Below are 23,723 nucleotides of genomic sequence, written 5' to 3'. Positions count from 1 at the left end.
TCACCTTTCGGGCAGTCCGGCCGCGACATCGGCAAAGCCGCGACGAAGGAGTTCGGTATAGGTCACGGGTGGATCGGCATAGGCGTAGGCCTCCATCGCCGTTTCACCGACCGCGCGGACGACCGCAGTGATCAATCGTGGGTACATATCGCGCGCCGGATCGGTCCCTGTGCGTTCCGCGATCGCGTCGACCCAATCGGCGAATAGGTCCCTCGTCAGAGCGGCGCGCAGATCCCGGGCGGACAGAAGCTCCCGGATCACGGCCAGCTCCTCGGGTGTCGGCCGCATGTCCGCGGCGCCCTCGGCTTCCAGCGGCGCAAGCATTGCCTCCGTGATCGCCGACCACAGCGGCTCGTCGGCGGGTCGCTCGCGGAAGGCCGCGAGGCTCTGTCGCGTTCGATCGATCTGCCGGAAGGCAACGGCCTCGTACTTGCCCGTGAAGTAGTTGTTGAAGGTCCGCAGCGATACGCCGGCCCTATTGGCGATGTCTTCGCGAGTGACGTTCTCCAGCCCCCGCTCCAACGCCAGCTCCAATGCCGCATCACTCAGGGCCCAGCGGGTACCGAGCTTCTTGCGCTCCCGAAGTCCGAGTGTGGCGCTCATGCAACCAGATTAGCCACAAGTTGCACAGTAGGCAAAATTGCCTGACGGGCATTGTTTTGAATGTCAGAACGGTGGGATTCGCGACTGGGGATAAATCAGCTCATAAATGGCCATTCTGGTTATTACGTCTAGAATGTCCATTATGGCTACTCTGACGTATCGCAACCGCGACGGTGAGCTGGTCGACGTGCCCACCGTCGCGGCCACGCGGTTCAAGAACGAGTTCGGCTCGATCTTCGAGCAGGCGGCAGGTGGCGGCGCGGTTGCGATCACCAAACACAACACGCCCAGGGCGGTGTTGTTGTCGTATGCCGAGTTCGAGGCGCTGGCGCGAGCCGCCGCCCCGGCGCTCGACGAGTTGACCGCAGAGTTCGACGCCCTGCTGGAGCGTATGCAGACTCCGAAGTCCAAGGCGGCCATGGTGTCGGCGTTCGACGCCACCCCCGACGAGCTCGGCCGCGCCGCGGTGAAAGCGGCCCGCCCGAAACGGCGGCGCTGACTGACCCGGCTTTACGTCCTCGCCGGAGTCAACGGCGCGGGCAAAAGCAGCATCGGCGGCGCGATGTTCCGCGCGGCCGGCAGCGACTACTACAACCCGGACGAGGCGGCCCGGGCGCTGATCGCTGCCAACCCAGGGCTCGACCAGACGAAGGCGAACGCCACGGCGTGGCATCAAGGCAGGCGATTGCTCGAACGAGCGATCAAGGAACGCAAGGACTTTGCGTTGGAGACGACGCTCGGCGGCAGCACCATCCCGCGGCTCCTTACCGAGGCGGCGTCGCAGGGCATCGAGGTTCGCATCTGGTACGTCGGGCTGGCCAGTGCCGAGCTGCACATCGAACGGGTGCGCAACCGTGTGCAAGCCGGCGGCCATGACATTCCCGAGTCCAGCATCCGCCGCCGGTGGCGCCACAGCCGGCTGAACCTGATCCAGTTGCTGCCGGTACTGACCGAACTGCGGGTGTATGACAACTCCGCCGACGCTGACCCCGTCGCCGGGAAGGCGCCCAAACCCGTACTCGTCTTGCACGTCGATCGGGGCGGCATCGTCGGCCCGCCCGATCTGTCGTCGACGCCGGAGTGGGCGAAGCCGATCGTCGCCGCCGCGCTGAAATTGGGTTGAGCCGCCGCGCTAGCTGGTGCCCAGCGGGTCGATCGTCCAGGCGACATAGATCATGGCCGCGCTCACCGTCGCAGTCGTGACGAAGTCGACCATCCTGCTCCGCACGGCAAGCAGCCCGGCCCTGTCGTCGGGCAGTGCCAGCCGAAAAGCCGCGGCCACACCGACACCGATTGCGAGCACCAATGCGCCTCGACGCCAGTAGCCCGCGACCACCAGACCGAACGCGGCCACGAAGATCAGCCCGACCACCAGAATCGGCCACTGCCCGCCGAACACCTTGCGGGCGAACTCGCGGACGGTCACTGCCGGGCCAGCGCCTCTGCCCGCTCAACGACGTTGGTCAACAGGAACGCTCGCGTCAACGGGCCTACCCCGCCCGGGTTGGGCGACACATGCCCCGCGACCTCCCACACATCGGGCGCCACATCGCCGACCAGCTTGCCCGCGGCGTCACGGCTGACCCCCACATCGACCACCGCCGCACCCGGGCGCACCATCTCGGCCGTCACCATGTGCGGCACACCCGCGGCGGCGATGATGATGTCGGCCTCACGAGTCAATTGCGGCAGATGCCGAGTTGCGGTGTGGCACAACGTCACCGTCGCGTTCTCGGACCGACGGGTGAGCAACAGACCCAGCGGCCGGCCGACGGTGACGCCGCGCCCGATGACCACAACATGCGCCCCGGCGATCTCGACCTCGTAGCGGCGCAGCAGATGCACAATTCCGCGAGGGGTGCACGGCAGCGGCGCGGGCTCGTTGAGCACCAGCCGGCCGAGGTTGGTCGGATGCAGACCGTCGGCGTCCTTGCCCGGGTCGACCCTCTCGAGCGCGGCGTTCTCGTTGAGGTGTTTGGGCAGCGGCAGCTGCACGATGTAGCCGGTGCACTCGGGGTTGGCGTTGAGCTCGTCGATGGTCTCGTCGAGCTTGGCCTGGCTGATGTCGGCGGGCAGATCGCGGCGAATCGAATTGATGCCGACCTTCGCGCAGTCGGCATGCTTGCCGCGCACGTACGCGTGCGAGCCGGGGTCGTCGCCGACTAACACCGTGCCCAGACCGGGCGTCCGTCCTGCCGCGGTCAGCGCCGCGACCCGTTCGGTGAGGTCGACGAAGATCTCGTCGCGCGTGGCCTTGCCGTCCAGTGTGATCGCACGTCCCACGGCTGCCAGTCTGACATGCCGTGTGGCAGGCTCCCCTGCATGAACACTCAGCCCAATGTGTTCACCCCGGCCAAACTCGGCCCAGTGACGCTGCGCAACCGCATCATCAAGGCGGCGACGTTCGAGGCGTCGACGCCAAACGCGCTCGTCACCGACGACCTGATCACCTATCACCGGCTGCCCGCCGCCGGTGGCGTCGGGATGACGACGGTCGCGTATCTGGCCGTGTCACCCGGTGGACGCACCGAGGGACGGCAGATCTGGTGGCGGCCGCAGGCCATCCCGGGGCTCCAGAAGCTCACGGCCGCCATCCACGCCGAGGGCGCCGCGATCAGCGCCCAGATCGGCCACGCCGGGCCCGTCGCCGACGCGCGCTCCAACAAGGCCAAGGCGCTGGCGCCGGTGCGGTTCTTCAACCCGATCGCGATGCGGTTCGCGAAGAAAGCCACCGAAGACGACATCAGGGACGTCATCGACGCACACGCCGCCGCGGCTCGGTACGCGGTAGAGGCCGGCTTCGACGCGGTCGAAATCCATTTGGGCCACAACTATTTCGCCAGCTCATTCCTGAGCCCTTTGATCAATCGGCGCAACGACGAGTTCGGCGGGTCACTCGAGAACCGCGCCAAGGTGGCCCGCGGCATGGTGCTGGCGGTGCGGCGCGCGGTGAACGACCAGATCGCGGTGACCGCGAAACTGAACATGGCCGACGGTGTGCGCGGCGGCATCTCCATCGAAGAGTCGCTGCAGACCGCCAAGTGGCTTGAATCCGACGGCGGTTTGGACGCCATCGAACTGACCGCGGGCAGCTCACTGGTCAACCCCATGTACCTGTTCCGCGGCGACGCCCCCGTCAAGCAATTCGCGAACGCGTTCAAACCACCGCTGCGGTGGGGCATCCGGATGACCGGCAAGAAGTTCTTCCGCGAATATCCCTACCGCGAGGCATATCTGCTGCGCGACGCCAAGCTGTTCCGCGCCGAATTGAAGATGCCGCTGATCCTGCTCGGCGGCATCACCAACCGCGAAACCATGGACCTGGCGATGGCCGAAGGCTTCGACTTCGTCGCGATGGGACGGGCGCTACTAGCCGAACCCGATCTGATCAACCGGATCCAGGCCGACGGCGACGCCCATTCGGTGCTATCCAGGTGCACCCACTGCAACCAGTGCATGGCCACCATCTACAGCCACACCCACTGCGTGGTGACGGGTTCGCCGGGCTAAGGGGCCTGTGACGCCATCCGCGGCTCGACGTAGGCGACCATCGCTTCCTTGCGGATCACGTGTGGTCCCTGTGCGATCAGCAGTTCCTTCGGCGAGAACACGTACGTGAAGCCGGCGTTGTCGACGATGAACTTGCCGTCGGCCGTGGCCTTGGCCGGGACCGTCAGCACGGACCGGTCCTTCAGCCGCATGCCGTGGTATTCGTAATGCCCACGCCCGTCGACGCAGATCGCGACCAGCGATTGGTCCGTGCGTCCGATCGCGACGGCGAACTTCGGCTTTTCGCAGCGCGCCGCCGTGTTGATGAATCCGCGATCATCGGTGGAGAACGATTCGGGCTGCGCGCCGGCCACCGGGAGCAAACCGATCACGCTCGAACACGTCGCCGTCGCGACGACGCATAGAATTATCGCATGCGTCAGTAGGCGCGGTTTGCCATGCCTGCGCGTCATCTCGTTCATAGTGACCACTGCATAGCAGATCACGCCGTACAGCAGCGCACAACCCGACTCGCCGAACCGAGACACAGGAGTTAACTACGGCGCATGAGGGCGCGCGCGCAATCCTCAACAATCGCGTCGGCGCTCTTCGGGATAACAGCCCCGGGCAGCAAGTGGCGGCGCGCGACCGCGTACGGGGTGTCAATCAGGGCGGCAGTCACCCGGTCGGCGTCCACGTGCAGGTAAGCCAGGCTCCGGTGCAGTTTGCGGTGCAAACGTCTTCTGCGGGCCACGAACTCCTGCGGCCAGTCCGCCAGTCCGAGTGCATCGGCGTTGGCGGTGACCACCGCGGCCGCGTCCTGACGCGCCCAGTGCACTTAGCCGCGCGCGGCGGTGTTGCAGATAGAGTTGGTGCCGATGAGCCGACCAGCCCCAGCCGCGCTGACCGTTCGGTACGACGGCTCTACGCGCACCTTCGCGCCAGGCAATGATGTTGTCATCGGCCGCGACCTGCGGGCTGACGTCCGCATCGCCCACCCGCTGATCTCTCGTGCGCACCTGGTGGTCAGATTCGACCAGGGCCGCTGGGTAGCGATCGACAACGGCAGCCTGAACGGGATGTACGTCAACGGGCGTCGCGTGCCCGCCGTCGACATCCACGACGGGCAGCAGGTCAATATCGGCAATCCCGACGGCCCGAGACTCACCTTCGAGGTGGGCCGCCATCAGGGATCCGCCGGCACGCCGCCGCAGACCACGTCGGTGCCGCTGGCCGCGCGACCGAGCACGTCGTGGCCCACCCAGACGCCACAGCCACCGCATACATCGCGCCCACACATCCAGCCGCCGCGCCAACAGCCGATGTATCCGTCTGGCCCGCAGCCGGGGCATCCGTCCGGCCCGCAGCCGAGATATCCCTCCGGCCCCCAGCCCGGATATCCGAGCGGACCCGCAGCGCATGCGCCCACCCCGGCGCCGGCCTCGCCGGTGTCCACTCCCGCGGTCCCGATCTCATCGCCGTCGCTGGAGTCGGTCACCGCGATGGGTCCGACGGCGGCCCCGCGCACGAGTGAGGGCAACCTCGCGACGAGCATGCTGAAGATCCTGCGGCCCGGGAGCCCTCCCAAGGCTCCGCCGGGGTCGGTCAAGATCGGTAGGGCCACCGACAACGACATCGTCATTCCCGACGTGCTGGCCTCGCGCCACCACGCGACGTTGGTGCCCAAGCCCGGCGGCACCGAGATCCTCGACAACCGCAGCATCAACGGCACATTCGTCAACGGTGCGCGTGTCGAGTCGGCGGTGCTGCACGACGGCGACACCGTCACGATCGGCAACGTTGACCTCGTGTTTTCCGGCGGAACGCTGGCGCGTCGCACGGAGACCGAGGCCGCGACCCGCACCGGCGGGCTCGAGGTCCACGGCGTGACGTGGACCATCGAGGGCAACAAGACGCTGCTGGACAACATCTCGATCGCCGCGCGCCCCGGCATGCTGACCGCGGTTATCGGGCCATCGGGTGCGGGCAAGTCGACGTTCGCACGGTTGGTGGCCGGCTACACCCATCCGACGACGGGCACGGTGTCCTTCGAAGGACACGACGTCCACGCCGAGTACGCCTCACTGCGCTCCCGGATCGGGATGGTGCCGCAGGACGACGTGGTGCACGGACAGCTGACCGTCCGGCAGGCGCTGATGTATGCGGCCGAACTCAGGCTGCCACCCGATACAAACAAGGCAGACCGCGAACAGGTCGTCAACGAGGTGCTCGAGGAACTCGAGATGACCAATCACCTCGACACACGCGTCGACAAACTCTCGGGCGGGCAGCGCAAGCGCGCATCGGTGGCACTGGAGCTGCTGACCGGCCCGTCGTTGCTGATCCTCGATGAGCCGACGTCCGGCCTGGACCCCGCGCTGGACCGGCAGGTGATGACGATGCTGCGCCAGCTCGCCGATGCCGGCCGCGTTGTGCTGGTGGTCACGCACTCGCTGACCTACCTCGACGTGTGCGACCAAGTGCTGCTGCTCGCGCCGGGCGGTAAGACCGCGTTCTACGGCCCGCCCGACGAGATCGGTGCGTCGATGGGCACCACGAACTGGGCCGACATCTTCAGCTCCGTCGCGGGCGACCCGGACTCGGCCAACAAGCGGTTCATCGCCCAGCACGGCCCTCCGCCCCCGCAGCCGCCGGCGCAACAACCGACGGACCTCGGCGCGCCAACGAAAACCAGCCTGCGAAAACAATTCTCGACAATCTCTCGTCGCCAGATGCGGCTGATCGTGTCAGATCGCGGTTACTTCATCTTCCTCGCGTTCCTGCCATTCATCATGGGTGTGCTGTCGCTGTCAGTGCCCGGCGACGTCGGATTCGGCGTCCCCGTTCCCGCGATACAAGGTGGCGAGGCACCGAACGAGCCGGGGCAGATCCTGGTTCTGCTCAACGTCGGCGCCATTTTCATGGGTACCGCGTTGACGATCCGCGCCCTCATCGGTGAGCGGGCGATATTCCTGCGCGAACAAGCGGTCGGGCTGTCTACAACTGCGTACATGTTGGCCAAGGTGTTCGTCTTCGCCGGGTTCGCGTTGCTGCAGTCGGCGATCGTCGTCGGCATCAACGTGTGGGGCAAGAAGTGGGGCCCGGGGGCCGTCACCAGTGGCGCGGTGATACCCCCTCGGACTCTGGAGCTGTACGTCGACGTCGCGGCCTGCTGTGTGGCAGCGGCAATGACCGGCCTGGCACTCTCGGCGCTGGCCAAGTCGAACGAGCAGATCATGCCGCTGCTGGTGATCGCGATCATGTCGCAGCTGGTGTTCCAGGGCGGCATGATCCCGGTGACCGGCCGGATGGTGCTCGACCAGTTGTCGTGGTTCACGCCGGCGCGGTGGGGATTCGCCACTACCGCGTCGACGATCGATCTACTCAGACTCGTCCCCGGCCCGCTGACTCCGCAGGATTCGCATTGGAAGCACACCCCGGGCGCGTGGTGGTTCAACATGGCCATGCTCGGCGCGATCTGCGTCGGCTACCTGAGCTTCGTGCGCTGGAAGATTCGCCTCAAGGGCGGATGAACCGGTGACTTCCCAAGCCACCTCGGAGCAACGCCTGCGCGACCTCGTTCGGCTGCGCCGCGTCAAAGACCGAATCGACCGCGAGTACGCGCAACCGCTGGACGTTGAAAAGCTTGCCCGCGACGCGCACATGTCGGCCGGGCACCTGTCGCGCCAGTTCAAGCTCGCCTACGGCGAGTCGCCGTACTCCTACCTGATGACACGGCGCATCGAGCGCGCGATGGCGCTGCTGCGCGGCGGCGACATGTCCGTCACCGAGGTGTGTCTCGCGGTCGGCTCTTCGTCGCTGGGCACGTTCAGCACGCGCTTCACCGAGCTGGTCGGGATGCCGCCCAGTGCTTATCGGGAACAGACAGCTCACGTGACGGAGGGGATGCCGTCATGCGTGGAGAAACAGGTGACGAGACCGATCAGGAATCGAGAAGCGCCCGCGGTCGCGCTCCATCTAGCGTGAGCGACATGGACATCACAATTCACTCCAGCATGCTCCCGCTCGACGACCCGGAAGAATCCCTGGCGTTCTATCGCGACGTCCTCGGCTTCGAGGTCCGCCTCGACGTCGGAGGCGGCAAGATGCGCTGGATCACCGTCGGCCCTCCTGGTCAGGACACCAACATCGTTCTGTACCCGCCGGACGCCACTCCCGGTCTCACCGACGACGAGCGCCGCGTCATCCACGAGATGATGGCCAAGGGCACCTACGGCACGCTCCTGCTCGCCACGAAAGACCTCGACGGCACCTTCGAGCGAGTGCAGGCCGGCTTGCAAGACGGACAAGCCGAGATCGTCCAGGAGCCAACGGAACAGCCCTATGGAGTTCGCGACTGCGCCCTTCGCGATCCCGCCGGCAACATGGTCCGCATCCAGGAGCTGCGCTGACGCGATGAGCAGGACAACGAAATCGCCTGCGCTGCAGGCGGCCGACAGCCACGACCTGATCCGCGTGCACGGCGCGCGGGAGAACAACCTCAAAAACGTCAGCATCGAAATCCCGAAGCGCCGGCTGACTGTGTTCACCGGCGTCTCGGGCTCGGGCAAGAGCTCTTTGGTGTTCGACACGATCGCCGCGGAGTCGCAGCGGCTGATCAACGAGACCTACAGCGCCTTCGTGCGGGGCTTCATGCCGACGCTGGCGCGGCCCGACGTCGACGTACTGGAAGGGTTGACGACCGCGATCATCGTCGACCAGCAGCGGATGGGTGCCGACCCTCGCTCGACCGTCGGCACCGCCACGGACACAGGAGCGATACTGCGCATCCTGTTCAGCCGACTCGGCAAGCCGCATATCGGTTCGCCCCAGGCGTTTTCGTTCAACGTCGCCTCGATCAGCGGCGCAGGCGCGGTCACGATGGAACGCGCCGGCGAGACGGTGAAGGAGCGTCGCAGTTTTTCCATCACGGGCGGAATGTGTCCGCGCTGCGAGGGCCGCGGCTCCGTCAGCGACTTCGACCTGTCGGCGCTGTACGACGACAGCAAGTCGCTCAACGAGGGTGCGCTGACCATCCCCGGTTACAGCATGGACGGCTGGTACGGCCGCATCTTTCGCGGCTGCGGCTTCTTCGACCCCGACAAACCAATCCGCAAGTACACCAAGAAGGAACTGGGCGACCTGCTCCACAAGGAGCCGACGAAGATCAAGGTCGAAGGCGTCAACCTGACGTATGCGGGGCTGATCCCGACGATCCAAAAGTCAATGCTGTCCAAGGATGTCGACGCGATGCAGCCGCACATCCGCGCCTTCGTGGAGCGGGCCATCACGTTCACCATCTGCCCTGAATGCGGTGGCACGCGGCTGTCCGTTCTGGCCCGGTCGTCGAAGATCAAGGGCCTCAACATCGCCGAGGCCTGCGCGATGCAGATCAGCGACCTTGCCGAATGGGTCAAGGAGCTCGATGAGCCGTCGGTCGCGCCGCTGCTGGCGGCGCTGCAGGACAGCCTCGATTCGTTCGCCGAGATCGGGCTGGGTTATCTCTCGCTCGACCGGCCGTCCGGCACGCTCTCAGGCGGTGAAGCCCAGCGCACCAAGATGATTCGCCACCTCGGATCGCCGCTCACCGACGTCACCTACGTCTTCGACGAGCCCACCACGGGTCTGCATCCGCACGACATCCAGCGAATGAACGATCTGCTGCTGCGGCTGCGGGACAAGGGCAACACCGTGCTCGTCGTTGAGCACGAGCCGGAGACCATCGCGATCGCCGACCACGTCGTCGACCTCGGTCCCGCCGCCGGCACGGCGGGTGGCGAGGTCTGCTTCGAGGGCACCATCGAAGGCCTGCGGGGCAGCGGCACCATCACCGGCCGCCACCTCGACGACCGCGCCGGGCTGAAGAAGGAAGTGCGGAACCCCAACGGCGCTTTGGAGATTCGCGGCGCGACGACGCACAACCTCCAGGGCGTCGACGTCGACATACCGCTCGGCGTCCTGGTCGTGCTGACCGGCGTGGCGGGCTCCGGCAAGAGCTCGCTGATCGCCGGATCGGTGGCCGGGCGCGACGGGGTGGTGTCGGTCGAGCAGACCCCGATCCGTGGCTCGCGCCGCAGCAACCCGGCAACGTACACGGGGCTGCTCGACCCGATCCGCAAGACGTTCGCGAAGGCCAACGGCGTGAAGCCGGCATTGTTCTCCGCCAACTCCGAGGGCGCGTGCCCGAACTGCAACGGGGCCGGCGTCATCTACACCGACCTGGCAATGATGGCCGGAGTCGCCACCACCTGCGTGGAGTGCGAGGGTAAGCGGTTCGACGCATCGGTTTTGAAGTACACGTTCGGCGGGCGCGACATCAGCGAAGTGCTCGCGATGCCGGTGACCGACGCACTAGAGTTCTTCGGCTCAGATGACGCGAAAGTTCCTGCGGCGCATAAGATTCTCGCACAACTTGCCGACGTCGGGCTCGGCTACCTGTCTCTCGGTCAGCCGCTCACCACGCTGTCCGGCGGAGAGCGACAGCGACTCAAGCTCGCGACACACATGGGTGCCGACGGCGGCGTCTATGTCCTCGACGAGCCGACCACGGGCCTGCACCTAGCCGACGTCGAGCAGCTACTCGGCCTGCTCGACCGGCTCGTCGACTCCGGCAAGTCGGTCATCGTCATCGAGCACCACCAGGCGGTCATGGCGCACGCCGATTGGATCATCGACCTTGGGCCGGGCGCCGGGCACGACGGCGGCCGGATCGTCTTCGAGGGCACACCAGCCGATCTCGTCGCGGCCCGCTCCACCCTCACCGGTGAGCACCTGGCGGCCTACGCCGGCGGCTAGCCGCGTGCCGGGGCGAGGCGCTTGAGCGCGAGCCCGCCCTCGAACGGCCGGTAGCCGAACGCCGCCGGAGCGTGATAGCCGGTGTCCTCCAACGGCGTATGCACTTCGGCGACCGTCGGGCCGATCCGGGCCGCGACTGGTGTCAGGGCGTCGAGGTCGAACCGGTAAAGACGCCCTGCATTGCCGGCCAGTATCTTGCGGCAGGAGTCTTCGGTTTGGTCGTGCAGAGCCCACCGGATGGCCAACTTGGAGTGGGGCGCAAAGCCTTCCTCATGCGGATAGTCACTGCCCCACATGATGTGGTCTGCGCTCATGTACTCGATCATCGAGGACTCGAACGGCATGAGTTCGGAAGCCAGGTAGCAATTCCGCTTCGCGTAGTCGCTCGGCGCCATGCTCAGTTCGTCGATCGACGAGCCGCCGAACATCCCGTAGGTGCGGTTGCCCGCTTCGGACTTCATGCTGGGCACCATGGCGTCGAGAGTCATCATCTGGAACTGCAACCACATGGTGCCCTGCTCCGTCGGGACGAATCGCAGTGTTGGGTGGCGCTCGAAGACCCCGGCAAGAATGAGATGCGAGACGGTGCGCTGGGCCCACATCGCCATCTCGGTGATCAGCACCGCGTTCGACGCGGGCTGATCCATCGGCATCATCGGACTGCCCGCGCCGGCGTGCTGAACCACAGTGAGGTCCAGCTCGGTGCAGAGCGCCCAGAGCGGTTCATAGCGGGTATGGAAGAGCGGGGCGACATTCGGATCCCCTGGCGAGACCGGGGGCACCAACACGCCGCCGAAGCAGTCCTGCTCAGCGCCCCAGCGGATCTCGTCGAGGGCCAGGTCGATGTCGTTGGGAAAGATCTGAATCAATCCTCGGCGGCGCGCCGGGGCCCGCGAGCAGAAGTCGATCTGCCAGCGGTTGTGGGCCTGCACACCCGCCCAACGCTTTTCGAACTCCTCACGGGTGCTCGGCAGGCTGATCGTGATGTTGGGTGTGGTCGGGAAGAACGGCGGAATCGTGTTGGGAAGCAGCACCTCGGCGGCCACCCCGTCGGCGTCCATTTCGGACATCCGCAGTTCGTGGTCCCAGTTGCGCTGGGCGGTGGCGATGACCAAGTCGTCGAACGGGCTGACGTAGGTCTTGGCCCAAGCGTCGAAGTCGTCGTGAAGTCGAGTCGGCAGGTACGGCTTGTAGTCGTACAGATCGGCCCCTGCGTGGGTGTCCGTCGAGATGACGACGTAATGGTCGATCGTGTCCCAGGTATCAGCCATTGGCTCATCCTCCCCTCGAGCAGGGCGACGCAGGCACGATTCGTCTCTTTGGGGTGGACCGGAGTCGTTCAGGACAACAACCAGTCGTTGGGCGAAAACAGCTCGCAATGCACACGCGCGGCAGGCACGCCGCGGGCGACGAGCTGCGAACGCACCGCCTGCACGAATCCGTTGTTCCCGCACAGGTAAATCTGCGCCGCCTCCGGCAAATCGATGCCGTCCAGCGTCAGCAATCCGGGATGCACACCGGCCTGCCCGGCCGTCAGACCGTCCTCGTACCAGACGTCGAGGGTGGCGTTCGGCAGTTGGGCGAGCAACTCGTGCTGACGTTCTCGCAGCGGGTGACTCTGGTCGCTCCGATCGGCGTGCAGGACGCGCACCGGCGTGTCAGGGACCTCGCTCACAAGGAACTCCAGGATGCCGATCATCGGGGTGACCCCGATGCCCGCCGAGATCAGGACCAGCGGCTCACCGCCTTGGGGAGCGGGCAGATCGCCGAACGGCACGGTGACATCCAGGATGTCGCCTACGCAGACATTCGCCGCGATCCAGGTGGACACCTCGCCGGCCGGCTCGCCCTCGACGCCGCCGACCGGTTTGACCGCGAACGTCAAGTCATCTGTTCCCGCGGCATTGACGAGGCTGTACTGACGTAGCTGGCGCGCACCATCGGCCATTGTGACGCCCACGGAAACATACTGTCCCGGAACGAAACCCGAGAACGGCTCGCCCATCGGGCGGACGGTTAGCAGCACCACACCCGACGGATCGTCGACGCGGGAGATCACGCGTGCACGGCGGTACACCTCGCCGTCGGGCACACCGGCGGCGACGTAGAGATCGTGCTCCAGGTCGATCAGCGTCTGCGCCATGATCCAGTACACCCGGTCCCAGGCGGCGGCCACCTCGTCGGTGACGGTGTCGGCACCCAGCACCGCGACGATCGCGGCGAACAGGTTGTCGTGGACGATCGGATACTGGTCGGCCGTGACGCCCAGCGATGCGTGCTTATGCCCGATCCGGGACAGCAATTCGGCCGGATGCGGGAGGTCGGGGTCGACGAGATGAGTCGCGAAGGTCGCGATCGACGCCGCCAGGGCACGTTGCTGCGCGCCCTGGGCCTGATTGCCACGGTTGAACAGGTTGCGCAGCAGTTCGGGGTGGTTACCGAACATCTGGCGGTAGAACTCAGCCGTGATCTCGTCGATGTGCGCACCGATCAACGGAAGCGTCGCCGACACGATCTCGGCGTGGTGAGGTTCCAGTTCAACAGGGGTGGCTAGGGCGGCGGTCATCGGACGGTCCTTTCGGTAGGTTGGTGGTCTGTCTGAAGCCCGAGGGAAAGCGAAGGCCCCAAAAGCACGGGAAGCCTTGTGTCCCTGATCAAGTCGTCAATGGTGTACCGGTCGAGCTCGCGATAGAACGCTTCCTTGGCCTCCGCCAGCGCACGGCGCAGGCGACACGCCGGCACCAGCGGGCACGGGTCGGTGCCGCCGCATTCGATGACTTCCTTATCGCCTTCGAGGCGACGGACGAGCCAGCCGACGGATGTGCGATGTCCCGCATCGGTGAGGGTCAGTCCCCCGACCCGGCCGCGCCGCGCATGCACCATGCCGAGGTCGGCCAGCCGGGCCACGGCCTTGGCGATGTGGTGTTCTGAAGCGTTTGCGCCATGAGCGATGACGCGGGTGGTGACTCGCTGATCCTCGGCTTCGCCCGCGGCCAGCAGCATCATGGTCCTCAGGCCGAGGTCGGTGAACCGGGTGAGTTGCATATGACGGACGGTAGTAATTCCGCATCACAGATGCGACTTTTCCGGCTGTGTGCTTAAACACGCTGTGACGTGCGGTTTTTTGACCAGCGATTACGCGCCGTGGATGTCGAGGCCGTGCGCCGCGGCGTAAGCCAGCGCCTGATCGATATCGATCCGCGCACCCCGCAGCGTCGCGGTGGTCCACAGCGTCGGATCGACACGCGCGCCACGCAGGTCGGCCTCGTCGAGCCGGGCGCCCTGTGTTCGCGCGCCGCTCAGATCCGCGCCGCGCAGCACCGCCTTACGCAGATCGGCCTGGACGAGGCCGGCCTCACGCAGCCGGCAGTCCGATAGGTCGACACCGCGGAGATCACAACCGCCGAGCACCGCCAGCGTCAAATCCACCTCCTGCAGTGACAGCGGTCGCATCCGGCAATCGGTGAACACCGAGCCGAGAAAGCTGCATTGCCGAAAGGTGCTGTGGTGCAGGGTTGCCCGTTGGAAGGTGCAGTTGCGGAAGGCCGAGCCGGTGTGTTCGGACTCGGTCAGGTCCACTCCGCGGAAATCGCACTCGTCGAACACGACCCGCTCAGTGCGCAGCCGGCTCAGGTCGTCGTCGCGAAAGTCGTGACCCTCGAATTCCCGTTCGACCCAGACCGCTTCTTCGTCGCTCACGCGTCAGCCGTGCAGCGACAGAATGTCCAGCGCATACTCGGTCACGGCGATCAGCGCCGCCTTCGCCGAATGCCGATCGCGGGCGTCGACGGTGATCACCGGGATGTTGTCGCGCAGCGCGAGCGCCTTGCGCACCGCATGGGCCGGATGCCTTGGCGCCCCGTCGAATTCGTTGACCGCGACGAGGAACGGCAGATTTCGGGCCTCGAAGAAGTCGACGGCGGCGAAGCTGTCCTGCAGCCTGCGAACATCCACCAGGATGATCGCCCCGATGGCGCCGCGCACCAGGTCGTCCCACATGAACCAGAACCGGCGCTGCCCCGGGGTGCCGAACAGATACAGCACCAGGTCCTCGTCCAGAGTGATCCGGCCGAAGTCCATCGCCACCGTGGTGGTGTTCTTCGCCGGGGTGGCCTCAAGGCCGTCGACGCCCGCCGACGCGTTGGTGACCAACGCCTCCGTTCTCAACGGCATGATTTCGGAGACGGCACCCACGAACGTCGTCTTGCCTGCGCCGAACCCGCCAGAGATGACGATCTTCGTCGAGGCGGCCTCCCGCCTCGCGGCGGCGTTGGTCGCGAGGTGTCTCTCAGAGCGCCCTAAGGCCACGCAGCGTCCTTCCTATCAGTTCGCGTCGTTCGTCGTTCGTCGCCGAATCGCCAAGGGTGGCGTGCACCCGCAGATAACCCTGCGTCACCAGATCGCCGACCAGCACCCGCGCCACGCCGAGCGGCACCGATAGACGGGCCGCGATCTCGGCGACCGACGGGCTCTCGGCGCACAAGGTCAGGATCTGGCCGCGCACATCTTTGGTGGGCCAGCGAGGCGGCTTCGTGGCTTCGAGCGCCTCGACCGCGGCCTCCAGCGGGAGATCGATGCGGGAATTGGTACGTCCGGACGTCAGGGTGTACGGCCGGACCAGGTTCGGTTCCTCCTCGGCTTCCCGTTCCCAGGATGATTCCCCGGTCGTCCCCCTGCCCTCCGGAAAGTCCATAGGCCGCTCACGAGTGCTGCGGGGCGCGTCGCCGCGACGACTGGACCATGGCGCCTACTCGCTCCACCAAAATCGCCATCTCATAACCGATTTGGCCGATGTCGCAGTTGCGCGTGGCCAGCGTCGCCAGGTTCGAACCGTCACCGACACGCATCAGTAATAGGTAGCCGTTTTCCATCTCGACGACCGACTGCAGAACATATCCGCCGTCGAACAGCTGCGCGGCACCGGTCGACAGGCTCGCGAGCCCCGAGGCCACCGCGGCGAGCTGGTCGGCGCGTTCGACCGGCATGTGCTCGCTGGCCGCCATCAACAGGCCGTCGGCCGACACCAGCACCGCGTGGGACACACCGGAAACTTCGCGGGCGAACTTGGAGACCAGCCAGTCGAGCGATTCACGCTGCGTCGAACTTGGCGGATAGGTCATTCGTTATCTGTTCCTCTAACTTCATGGGCATGTGATCGACCGGCGTGCACGCCACCGAAATGGTTGCTGATGCTCGCGCGGAGAGCATCCGGATCGCGCAGCGGCATCGCCTGCGGGCCGGCACCGAACTCAGCCGCCGATGCTACCTCGTCATCGTCGTCGTCGTTCCTGTGCGCTCCCCCGTTGCGGTGCGCTCCACCGTTGAACGGGGCACCGGCATCCACCGCGCCGGGCACCAGCCGAGCACCAGGCTCGCGCATTGGCAGGCCCTCCTCGGTGTGCTCTTGCACAGGCGCTTCCTCGGCGGCCGCCGCTGCTGACCAGCCGTGATCCCACACCGATTCCCAGTTGAGATCCTCGCTGTTGGCCAGCTCGGTCGGGTCGACCAGCCACTCCGACAACATCTTCTGATAAATGGCATCGTCCGCTCCCGCCGTCGCCGACGGTTCATACGAGACCTGCTGGACCGGCACCTCATGCACCTGTTGCTCTGCGGGCTGCTCGACCTCGGCCGGGCGCTGCTGCTCCGGCTCTGGCGCAGGCGGTGGTGTCGGCACGCCGTTGCTGGCAGCCTGTGCGCGGGAGGCGAAGAACGCCGACGTATCGGTCGGCGCGACTCTTCCGACGACGTCGGGCGTGGGCGCCGGCGGCTGCTCCCAGGGAGTGGGCTCGGCCGTCTGCGCCGGCATCGAGTCGGCCGGCCATTGCTCCTCCTGCGGCCACTGCTGCACTTCCGGTTCCTCGGGCGCCGCGAGTGACGCCGGGATGTCGGAGATCCCGCTGGCACCCGGATTGCGTTGCGGCAGCAGCGAGATCGGCACCTCTGCGTGGCCGTTGCGGTACTCATGCGCTATCGGCTCATCGGAGTAGTCGGGGTAGTCGTCGTGATCCTCGTCGAGGGCCAGCGCGGTGAGGATCCCCGAGTGCGCGTCGGCGGGGGTGCCGTACTCGGGGCCGCTGTATTGGTCGGGCATGCCACCGCGCATGAGCCGGTCGGACGGGATGTACACGCCGGCCGTGGTGCCCGAATTCGGTTCGCCCGCAATCGTGCTGCGCAACCGCACCACCAGCCCGTGCTGCGCGGCGAGCCGTCCGACCACGAACAGGCCCATGTGCCGTGCGGTATAGGGATTGACCTCGCCGCCGGACTGAAGCCGGGTGTTGGCGACCCGCAGATCCGACTCGGTCATGCCGATCCCGATGTCGCTCACCTCGATGACAAGCCCGCCGTTGCCGGTGTGCACCGCCGATACCCGCACCTGTGAAATCGGGGGCGAGTAGCGCAGAGCGTTGTCGAGAAGCTCAGCCAGCAGGTGGACCAGGTCGCCCGCGACGGGGCCGAGGATCTCGCTGTCTGGCACTGTCGCGGTGACAACGCGGGTGTAGTCCTCGACCTCGGAAGCGGCGGCATTCACGATCGCCGAGACCGGTACCGGCTGGGCTTGTTCGCGCGGCACCTTGGCGCCCGCAAGCACGAGCAGGTTGGCGCCGTTGCGGCGCATGCGGGCAGCGAGGTGGTCGAGGCGGAACAGGCTCTCCAGCCGGTCGGGATCCTCTTCGTTGCGCTCGAGGCGGTCGATCAGTGACAGCTGCTGATCGACCAGCGAGCGGCTGCGCCGCGACAGTGTTTCGAACATATCGCTCACTTGCAGCTGCAGGCGGGACTGCTCACCCGCCAGCAAGACCGCTTGCTCATGCAACTCGTCGACGGCGTGTGCGACCTGGCCCACCTCTTCGGAGGTGTGCACCGGGATGGGCTGCACCGGCGCCGGCTCGCCGCCTGCGCGGACGCGTTCGATCTCGCGGGCAAGGTCGTCGTGGGCGACCTTGAGCGCGCTGTCGCGCAGTTTGCGCAACGGACGGACAAGCGATCGGGCCACCAGGATGACGAGCAGCAGGGCAAGAAGCATCGCGGCAATGACGATCGCCGAGTCGCGGATCGCGGCGGTGCGCTGCGCCGAGGCCTTGTCTTCTACGGCCCCGGTGACCGAGGTCGTGGTGTCGGCGACGATCTTGCCCGCGATCTGGTTGGTGGTCTGGATCGACGCGCTCAGATCGGGGCTGTTCGCCAGCACCGCCGCCGGATCGGAGATCACGGCCATCCGCTTGACGAACTCTTGCTGCAGCTTCTGAGCCTCGGGTGAACCGACGCCGAGCACCTGGCTCATGCCGAACAGTGTCGACGGCTCCGTGCCTGCCACCGTGTTCATCGACATGCGCAGCTCGGGCTCGGGCAGCTCGCCGCCGAGGTTCACCAGCAGCTGCTGAATCATCATCTGACCACGGGCGCCGACCGCGCGGCTCAGGCCGAGCGTCTCGGCGCGGATGCGTTCGTCGTCGACTCGGACGGAGCCGTTGATCGCGTCTTCGGCGGTGAGCAGGAGCGGCGTATAGGCCTGCACCCGGTCGCGCAGCCCGATGCTGTTCGACGTGATCTTGTCCATCAGGGCCTGACCGCCGGCGATCATCGTGTTGACGCCCGTGCTCACATCGGGCGCGACGTCGGTATCGGTCAGCCGGCGCTGCAGTTCCTGTCTGCTCGAGTCGAATTTGGACAGCGCGGCCTGGGTGTCGCCGCCGGTCGAACTCGCCAGCATCGCGCCTTCAAGCGAGGCCATGTAGCTCTCGATCGCCGGCACCATTTCTGCGCGGTCGGCGGCACGCCGCAAATCCGATGCCTCGGTCGCAGAAGTGTAGATGCGTAATCCGCCGAACGTTCCGGCCAACACCAGCGGCACTAAAACGATCGCGAAGACTTTCCAGCGAACCGACCAATTTGTCAGCGCCCATCGTGAGGGCCGCTTGGCCGGCGGCTGCGCCTTGGGTTCGAAATCGACGAGCGTGCCGTCAGCCTGCTTCAGCTGCGAGAACGCAGTCATCGGCGCCCACCGGTGCTATCGGCCGCCTGTCCGCATTTCAGTAATCCAGCGTGGTTCATAAGGCTTCCTGCTGATTTCGCCCTCCTGCGGGCGGGCGTTCTACGCCTGGCAATTGGTCGAGTATGCCAGCCATACCCCGCCGTTTCCACAATTCTTACTGAACAGACAGAGTTCATAACCAGTGCGCCAAGCCGTTTCGTGCTGTGCGAGCAAATGGCCGAAGTCTCAGCTGCATTCGGAACTGACATCATCATCGAATGTTTCGGCTGATGTTCTACTCGCCGCGTATCGCACCCAACACCGGCAACGCGATCCGGATGGTCGCCGCCACAGGATGCGAATTGCATCTTGTAGAACCGCTCGGATTCGACCTGTCCGAACCCAAGTTGCGCCGGGCCGGCCTCGACTACCACGACCTCGCATCGGTCACCGTTCACGACGATCTGCAGACCGCGTGGGACGCGCTGTCGCCTGAACGTGTCTATGCGTTCACCGCGCACGCGACATCGTCGTTCGCCGACGTCAGCTACCGTCCCGGCGATGTATTGATGTTCGGCCCGGAGCCGACCGGGCTGGATGCCGCGACGCTGGCCGACCCCCACATCACGGCACAGGTACGCATCCCGATGCTGGAGGGCCGACGGTCACTGAACCTGTCCAACGCCGCAGCGGTGGCCGTCTACGAGGCGTGGCGGCAACAGGGGTTCATCGGCGCGGTGTGACGACCTACCAGGTGTCCCAGTGGGCCAGTTGCGCTGCGGGCAGCCGTTTGGCAGGACGGAAGTCCGTGCCTTTGGTGTAGGCGATCGGGAACAGCCCGCCCTGCGCGTACTGGTCGAACGGGATGCCCAGGAGCTCGGCCGCCTGCTTTTCGCCATCGCCAACCAAATGAAGCGTCGTCCACGCCGACCCCAAGCCGCGGGAGCGCAGCGCGAGCATGAAGCTCCACACGGCCGGCAGAAGCGATCCCCAGTACGAGGCCGACATCCCTGCGGGTGCGCCGTCGGGTCGGCCCTCCAAGCACGGGATCATCATCACCGGCGCGTCCTGTAGGTGTTCGTTGAGGTATTTGGCCGAGCCCATCACGGCGTCGATTTGGTCGTCGCGGATGTCGCCCCGCTCGGGCTTGGGGAGATCGAGATAGGGCGTCGCGTTCGCCCGATAGATATCGGCGAGGGCCTGCTTCTTGTCGGGGTCCTCGACGAAAACCCACTGCCAGCCCTGAGCGTTGGATCCCGTCGGCGCCTGCAGTGCGAGTTCGAGGCATTCCATCAACACCTCGCGCGGTACCGACTTGGAGAAGTCAAGTCGCTTGCGCACCGAGCGGGTCGTGGTCAGCAGGTCGTCGACGGACAAGTTCAAGGTCATTTCGCCGACACTACATACGCTTTCATGTCAGTCGAATTCACTCAAGAGGTTCGGAGTCCGGCCACCCGGTCTCGCGGCTCGTGGGGTTCCACTCGGACGGCGCGGACCTGTTTCGTGTACTCGATGCCGCGGGTGAGCCTGAACCTGGACTCCGACGGAAACGGTGCAGGCGTCCGGCTACAGCACGCGGCTGACGATCACCGTCGACAAGATTTGGTCCACCCCAACCGAGCGATAGCCCTCGAGCATCAATCGCACACATTATCTCCACAGTTTGGATGATTGGGCGCCTCAGCGAATGCAAAATGTCGCAGGGGCGCTTTGCGCGGTGTTCGCACCGTTTGCTTTCCGAAGTCACACGGCGAGGAGCGACGCACGCTCGAAAGCCGTCGCGCTTTGTGCCGGTTTGGGTGGCTTTGGCAGGCCTGGCCGATGCACCGTCAATATGGGGCCGGCGACGGACGGCCGCTGCTCCCCGCCTCGTTCGCACCCGACAATACCGAACCAATCAAGATCAGATGTCGGCGGCCCCACCCCGCGAGAGCAAATGCTCAAGCGCCAAATAACCACGATGCAATTCAGCTAGACGGTGGTTCTCAAATGTTGCCAATTTCGCGCATCTACGACACGTTTGACGTCATTCGCTCATTTGAGTTACCGATAAACGGCGACTACTGAGCACGCTGACCTCGGATTATATTAATTCACGGGACTCTTGGCCAATATATGTAGTTCCGCGATTCCTGCCACGATTACTGTTGCTAAAAGTGTTCATTTCCGTCGCACATTTTGCGATGGAACTCGTCTTCGGAGGAGCGCTGAACGGTTACTTAGCGGTAGCAAGCAGCGCGACGAAGTTCGATATCAACAATCGGGTCGCAATTAACTGTCGCGTCGGTTAATTTGATCTCCGTCAGTCCAGGTTTCACTCATCAAGTACTCAGGGGGAGCGATTATGAGGCGTCAAACCACTCGTCGACTCCAGCGATATGCGGTCGCGGCCGTAATAGCCGCCATGCCGCTGGCGGCTATGTGCGCTGCGATGGCCTATTTGCTCAACCCAAAACCTGTCCCGGTCCAGCTTGACTTCATGCCTGTCGTGGCAATGGAGGAATCGTCGACGACCGTCGGAATCGCCGATTCCGATCTATATGGCATGTCGGACGCCGACATCGTCAAGACATTCGACGAAATGCAGTCCCTCGGCGTCGACACCGTACGAGTGCTGGTCCCCTGGGGTGGGGTACAGCCGTACGACCCGCAGGCACTGGGCGGCATTTTCGCCGGGTACCGCGACTGGTCCAAGGTCGACTTCATCGTCAACCAGGCCGAGTCGCGAGGTATGGCCGTGCTCGGCGTGCTGAACTCCACCCCGTACTGGGGCGGGCAGGGCGGCAATGGCTGCCTAGGTTGCTACGGGGCGGCACCCGACCCGGCGAAGTTCGCGACGTTCGCGGGCGAGGTCGCTAGCCATTTCGGCGACGCCATTTCGGCCTACGAGGTGTGGAATGAGCCGAACTACGTTCAATCCTGGTCTCCGACAATCGATCCCGTGGCGTACACGGAGGTGTTGAAGCAGGTGTATACGGCGATCAAGGCGGCAAACGCCGGCGCGCTGGTCGTGGCAGGCGTGCTCGGTACGGTCGTCAACTTCGGCGGCATAACGATGGACGCCCGCGACTTCGTGGCGACGATGTACGCGAACGGCGCGAAGGGCTTCTTCGACGCGCTGTCGATTCACCCGTACCAGTACACGACGAAGTTCTCCGAAGGCGCATTGACGTGGGATAAGCCTTGGAATGCCAATTCGCCGTTGGAGCAGCTGATCGCCATCCGGCAGATGATGATCGACAACGGGGACCAGGCCTTGAAGATATGGGCAAGCGAGTACGGGCTGCCCACAGCGGGTCCGAATGCCGTCACCGAGCAGCAGCAGGCCGCCTTCATCAAAGACTTCCTCGATGCGTGGTCGCAGCTGGACTACACCGGCCCGTCGTTCATCTACACCACGCGCGACCGGATCGACGGCACGACGACCGAGGACGGATCGTTCGGCCTCTACTACTTCAACTGGACGGCGAAGGCGGCCGCCCAGGTCATCAAGGACTGGATCGCCGCCCACCCGACGCCGACCGACCCGGGGGGCCCGGCCAATCCGCCGGATCTCGGCACCCAGCTGGCCCAGGCGCTGCAGGCGTTCTTCAATCAGATTCAGGCCGCCGTCCAGAACTTCGTCAATTCTTGGAACTCGTTCGTCAACTCCATCGCGCAGGCGATAGCCAACATCTTCAACCCGGGCGGCGCGGCAGCCGCATCGGTACCGGCAACGCTGCAGGCCGACGTCGCTGAAGGAACCACCATGGCGGCCATGGCCGCGAAAGCGGACGCGGCAGGTACAGCCTCGGACACGTCGTCGGCCTCCGACGCGGCGAAGTCCGGCTCCGCGGAAGCCGCAGTAGCGGCAGACGTTGCAGCACAGGATGTTTCGACCGCCACCACCACGACCACGTCCCAAGCGACGACGACGACGCCGGCGGCGGCGACGCAGACCGAGGAATCCACGACTGCGAAGACGCCGGACACCACTGCGACGGAAGCAAGTTCGAGCACCTCGGGCACCGCAACCGCATCGGCGGATCCGAAGGCATCCGACACAGAAAAGTCGACGACCGACGGCACTGCGAAGTCGACGACCGACGCCACCACGAAGACATCGACGGACAGCACTGCGAAGACGTCGACCGACGGCACTGCGAAGACGTCGACGGACGCCACTTCGAAGTCGGACGCAGGAGAAACCAAGTCGTCCACATCCGCACAGTCAGATTCGGGTCGCGCTTCGGCCGGCGCCGCCACCGGCACCGAGATGCGCGAACCTGTGCGGACGGGACTGGTGGTCCGCCCGACGAAGGTCGCCACCGGCGACACGGAGGGGTCGGGAAGCACCACATCGAACAGCGACACGACCGGCGGCACGGCTAGCTCGACGAAGACGTCGGGTTCAGGCGGGTCGGACTCGAGCGGGGCGAGTTAGCGAAAGTCGCGACTGCGGGAGCCGACCGCCATGGTGAGCTTTGCCAGGCGGTCGGCTACCACAGTCACTGCTCCACTTGCGTTCTGCACCTGACCACGGATCAGCAGCGCCGACGCCGTTTGCGCCAACCGGCGATGCCGCGCCCAAATCCCGGGTGAACAAAGGACATTGACCATCCCCGTCTCATCCTCGAGGTTGATGAACGTCACCCCTTGGGCCGTCGCGGGCCGTTGTCGGTGTGTCACCGCCCCCGCTACCAATATCCGTGTTCCGTCGGGCACGTCCAGCAGTCCGGCCGCCGGGACGACCCCCATAGCCTCGAGGTCCTCACGCAGGAACTGGGTTGGATAGCTGTCCGGTGAAATGCCAGTGGCCCACACGTCGGCGGCGGCCAGCTCCAGTTCGGTCATGCCGGGCAGTGGCGGGATGTGCGAC

General features: G+C 65.6%; 24 protein-coding genes. 9 read left to right on the top strand and 15 right to left on the bottom strand.

Translation table 11 applies throughout. The annotated features are described in order from the left end of the window. Positions 1-603 (bottom strand): TetR family transcriptional regulator, encoded by a 603-nt coding sequence (locus tag VJV41_RS12015; RefSeq protein ID WP_325333920.1) that lies wholly within the window; start codon positions 601-603, stop codon positions 1-3. A gap of 142 nt (positions 604-745) precedes the next feature. Between VJV41_RS12015 and VJV41_RS12010 the strand changes: the two genes are divergently transcribed. Next, on the top strand, positions 746-1,102 hold the full coding sequence (locus VJV41_RS12010) for a type II toxin-antitoxin system prevent-host-death family antitoxin (RefSeq protein WP_325333918.1): 357 nt from the start codon (positions 746-748) through the stop codon (positions 1,100-1,102). Further along, positions 1,103-1,726, top strand: a complete 624-nt coding sequence (locus VJV41_RS12005; protein ID WP_325333953.1) for an AAA family ATPase — start codon at positions 1,103-1,105, stop codon at positions 1,724-1,726. A gap of 9 nt (positions 1,727-1,735) precedes the next feature. Here the strand turns inward: VJV41_RS12005 and VJV41_RS12000 are convergent, their stop codons facing one another. Next, positions 1,736-2,029: a DUF3017 domain-containing protein gene (locus VJV41_RS12000; RefSeq protein ID WP_325333916.1), complete on the bottom strand. Its 294-nt coding sequence runs from the start codon at positions 2,027-2,029 to the stop codon at positions 1,736-1,738. After that, positions 2,026-2,886: a bifunctional methylenetetrahydrofolate dehydrogenase/methenyltetrahydrofolate cyclohydrolase gene (locus VJV41_RS11995; RefSeq protein WP_325333914.1), complete on the bottom strand. Its 861-nt coding sequence runs from the start codon at positions 2,884-2,886 to the stop codon at positions 2,026-2,028. The genes VJV41_RS12000 and VJV41_RS11995 overlap by 4 nt, the downstream gene beginning before the upstream one ends. 39 nt (positions 2,887-2,925) lie before the next feature. Between VJV41_RS11995 and VJV41_RS11990 the strand changes: the two genes are divergently transcribed. Further along, positions 2,926-4,113, top strand: coding sequence for an NADH:flavin oxidoreductase (locus tag VJV41_RS11990; protein WP_325333912.1), 1,188 nt, complete (start codon positions 2,926-2,928; stop codon positions 4,111-4,113). Here the strand turns inward: VJV41_RS11990 and VJV41_RS11985 are convergent. Both VJV41_RS11985 and VJV41_RS11980 read right to left on the bottom strand, forming a co-directional pair. After that, entirely contained in the window at positions 4,110-4,484 is a 375-nt protein-coding gene (locus tag VJV41_RS11985; RefSeq protein WP_325333910.1) for a hypothetical protein, read from the bottom strand. The two genes, VJV41_RS11990 and VJV41_RS11985, sit on opposite strands and share 4 nt — an antisense overlap. A gap of 161 nt (positions 4,485-4,645) precedes the next feature. After that, a complete protein-coding gene (locus VJV41_RS11980; protein WP_325333908.1) occupies positions 4,646-4,900 on the bottom strand; it encodes a hypothetical protein in 255 nt (84 codons plus the stop codon). Positions 4,901-4,964: 64 nt separating this feature from the next. Here VJV41_RS11980 and VJV41_RS11975 point away from each other — a divergent pair, with 64 nt between their 5' ends. Genes VJV41_RS11975 through VJV41_RS11960 form a run of 4 tightly spaced genes read left to right on the top strand, consistent with a single transcriptional unit; the run spans position 4,965 to position 10,887 of the window. Further along, positions 4,965-7,625 (top strand): FHA domain-containing protein, encoded by a 2,661-nt coding sequence (locus tag VJV41_RS11975; RefSeq protein ID WP_414684941.1) that lies wholly within the window; start codon positions 4,965-4,967, stop codon positions 7,623-7,625. 4 nt (positions 7,626-7,629) lie between these two features. Beyond that, positions 7,630-8,079, top strand: coding sequence for a helix-turn-helix transcriptional regulator (locus VJV41_RS11970; RefSeq protein WP_325333903.1), 450 nt, complete (start codon positions 7,630-7,632; stop codon positions 8,077-8,079). A gap of 5 nt (positions 8,080-8,084) precedes the next feature. After that, the gene (locus tag VJV41_RS11965) at positions 8,085-8,504 is read left to right on the top strand and encodes a VOC family protein (RefSeq protein ID WP_325333901.1); all 420 of its coding nucleotides are present in this window, start codon (positions 8,085-8,087) and stop codon (positions 8,502-8,504) included. A gap of 4 nt (positions 8,505-8,508) precedes the next feature. After that, positions 8,509-10,887, top strand: a complete 2,379-nt coding sequence (locus tag VJV41_RS11960; RefSeq protein ID WP_325333899.1) for an excinuclease ABC subunit UvrA — start codon at positions 8,509-8,511, stop codon at positions 10,885-10,887. Here the strand turns inward: VJV41_RS11960 and VJV41_RS11955 are convergent. The 8 genes from VJV41_RS11955 to VJV41_RS11920 form a co-directional block, all read right to left on the bottom strand. After that, positions 10,884-12,158: an amidohydrolase family protein gene (locus VJV41_RS11955; RefSeq protein WP_325333897.1), complete on the bottom strand. Its 1,275-nt coding sequence runs from the start codon at positions 12,156-12,158 to the stop codon at positions 10,884-10,886. The genes VJV41_RS11960 and VJV41_RS11955 overlap by 4 nt on opposite strands. Before the next feature lie 68 nt (positions 12,159-12,226). After that, the gene (locus tag VJV41_RS11950) at positions 12,227-13,453 is read right to left on the bottom strand and encodes a globin domain-containing protein (RefSeq protein ID WP_325333895.1); all 1,227 of its coding nucleotides are present in this window, start codon (positions 13,451-13,453) and stop codon (positions 12,227-12,229) included. Continuing rightward, on the bottom strand, positions 13,450-13,932 hold the full coding sequence (locus VJV41_RS11945; RefSeq protein WP_325333893.1) for an Rrf2 family transcriptional regulator: 483 nt from the start codon (positions 13,930-13,932) through the stop codon (positions 13,450-13,452). Before VJV41_RS11945 ends, VJV41_RS11950 begins: the two co-directional genes overlap by 4 nt. A gap of 90 nt (positions 13,933-14,022) precedes the next feature. Continuing rightward, the gene (locus VJV41_RS11940) at positions 14,023-14,586 is read right to left on the bottom strand and encodes a pentapeptide repeat-containing protein (protein ID WP_325333891.1); all 564 of its coding nucleotides are present in this window, start codon (positions 14,584-14,586) and stop codon (positions 14,023-14,025) included. A 3-nt stretch (positions 14,587-14,589) separates the two neighbouring features. Further along, the gene (locus tag VJV41_RS11935) at positions 14,590-15,195 is read right to left on the bottom strand and encodes an ATP/GTP-binding protein (RefSeq protein WP_325333889.1); all 606 of its coding nucleotides are present in this window, start codon (positions 15,193-15,195) and stop codon (positions 14,590-14,592) included. Then, positions 15,176-15,580, bottom strand: coding sequence for a DUF742 domain-containing protein (locus tag VJV41_RS11930; RefSeq protein WP_325333887.1), 405 nt, complete (start codon positions 15,578-15,580; stop codon positions 15,176-15,178). The genes VJV41_RS11935 and VJV41_RS11930 overlap by 20 nt, the downstream gene beginning before the upstream one ends. A 7-nt stretch (positions 15,581-15,587) precedes the next feature. After that, positions 15,588-16,007: a roadblock/LC7 domain-containing protein gene (locus VJV41_RS11925; protein ID WP_325333885.1), complete on the bottom strand. Its 420-nt coding sequence runs from the start codon at positions 16,005-16,007 to the stop codon at positions 15,588-15,590. Further along, entirely contained in the window at positions 16,004-18,886 is a 2,883-nt protein-coding gene (locus VJV41_RS11920) for a sensor histidine kinase (RefSeq protein WP_325333882.1), read from the bottom strand. Before VJV41_RS11920 ends, VJV41_RS11925 begins: the two co-directional genes overlap by 4 nt. A 257-nt stretch (positions 18,887-19,143) precedes the next feature. Between VJV41_RS11920 and VJV41_RS11915 the strand changes: the two genes are divergently transcribed. Beyond that, positions 19,144-19,608 carry a tRNA (cytidine(34)-2'-O)-methyltransferase gene (locus VJV41_RS11915; RefSeq protein WP_325333880.1) on the top strand — a complete coding sequence of 155 codons (465 nt, stop codon included), beginning with the start codon at positions 19,144-19,146 and terminating at the stop codon, positions 19,606-19,608. A 4-nt stretch (positions 19,609-19,612) separates the two neighbouring features. Here the strand turns inward: VJV41_RS11915 and VJV41_RS11910 are convergent, their stop codons facing one another. Further along, positions 19,613-20,254 (bottom strand): nitroreductase family protein, encoded by a 642-nt coding sequence (locus VJV41_RS11910; RefSeq protein WP_325333878.1) that lies wholly within the window; start codon positions 20,252-20,254, stop codon positions 19,613-19,615. Between the two features lie 1,090 nt (positions 20,255-21,344). Between VJV41_RS11910 and VJV41_RS11905 the strand changes: the two genes are divergently transcribed. Next, a complete protein-coding gene (locus VJV41_RS11905) occupies positions 21,345-23,288 on the top strand; it encodes a cellulase family glycosylhydrolase (protein ID WP_325333876.1) in 1,944 nt (647 codons plus the stop codon). Here the strand turns inward: VJV41_RS11905 and VJV41_RS11900 are convergent. Continuing rightward, positions 23,285-23,723, bottom strand: a 439-nt coding sequence (locus tag VJV41_RS11900) for an OB-fold nucleic acid binding domain-containing protein (protein ID WP_325333874.1), incomplete at its 5' end; no start/stop codon positions are given. The two genes, VJV41_RS11905 and VJV41_RS11900, sit on opposite strands and share 4 nt — an antisense overlap.

The sequence above is a fragment of the Mycobacterium sp. genome (assembly GCF_035274705.1).
Classification (GTDB): Bacteria; Actinomycetota; Actinomycetes; order Mycobacteriales; family Mycobacteriaceae; genus Mycobacterium.
This window is presented reverse-complemented; position numbering and strand designations above follow the sequence as displayed.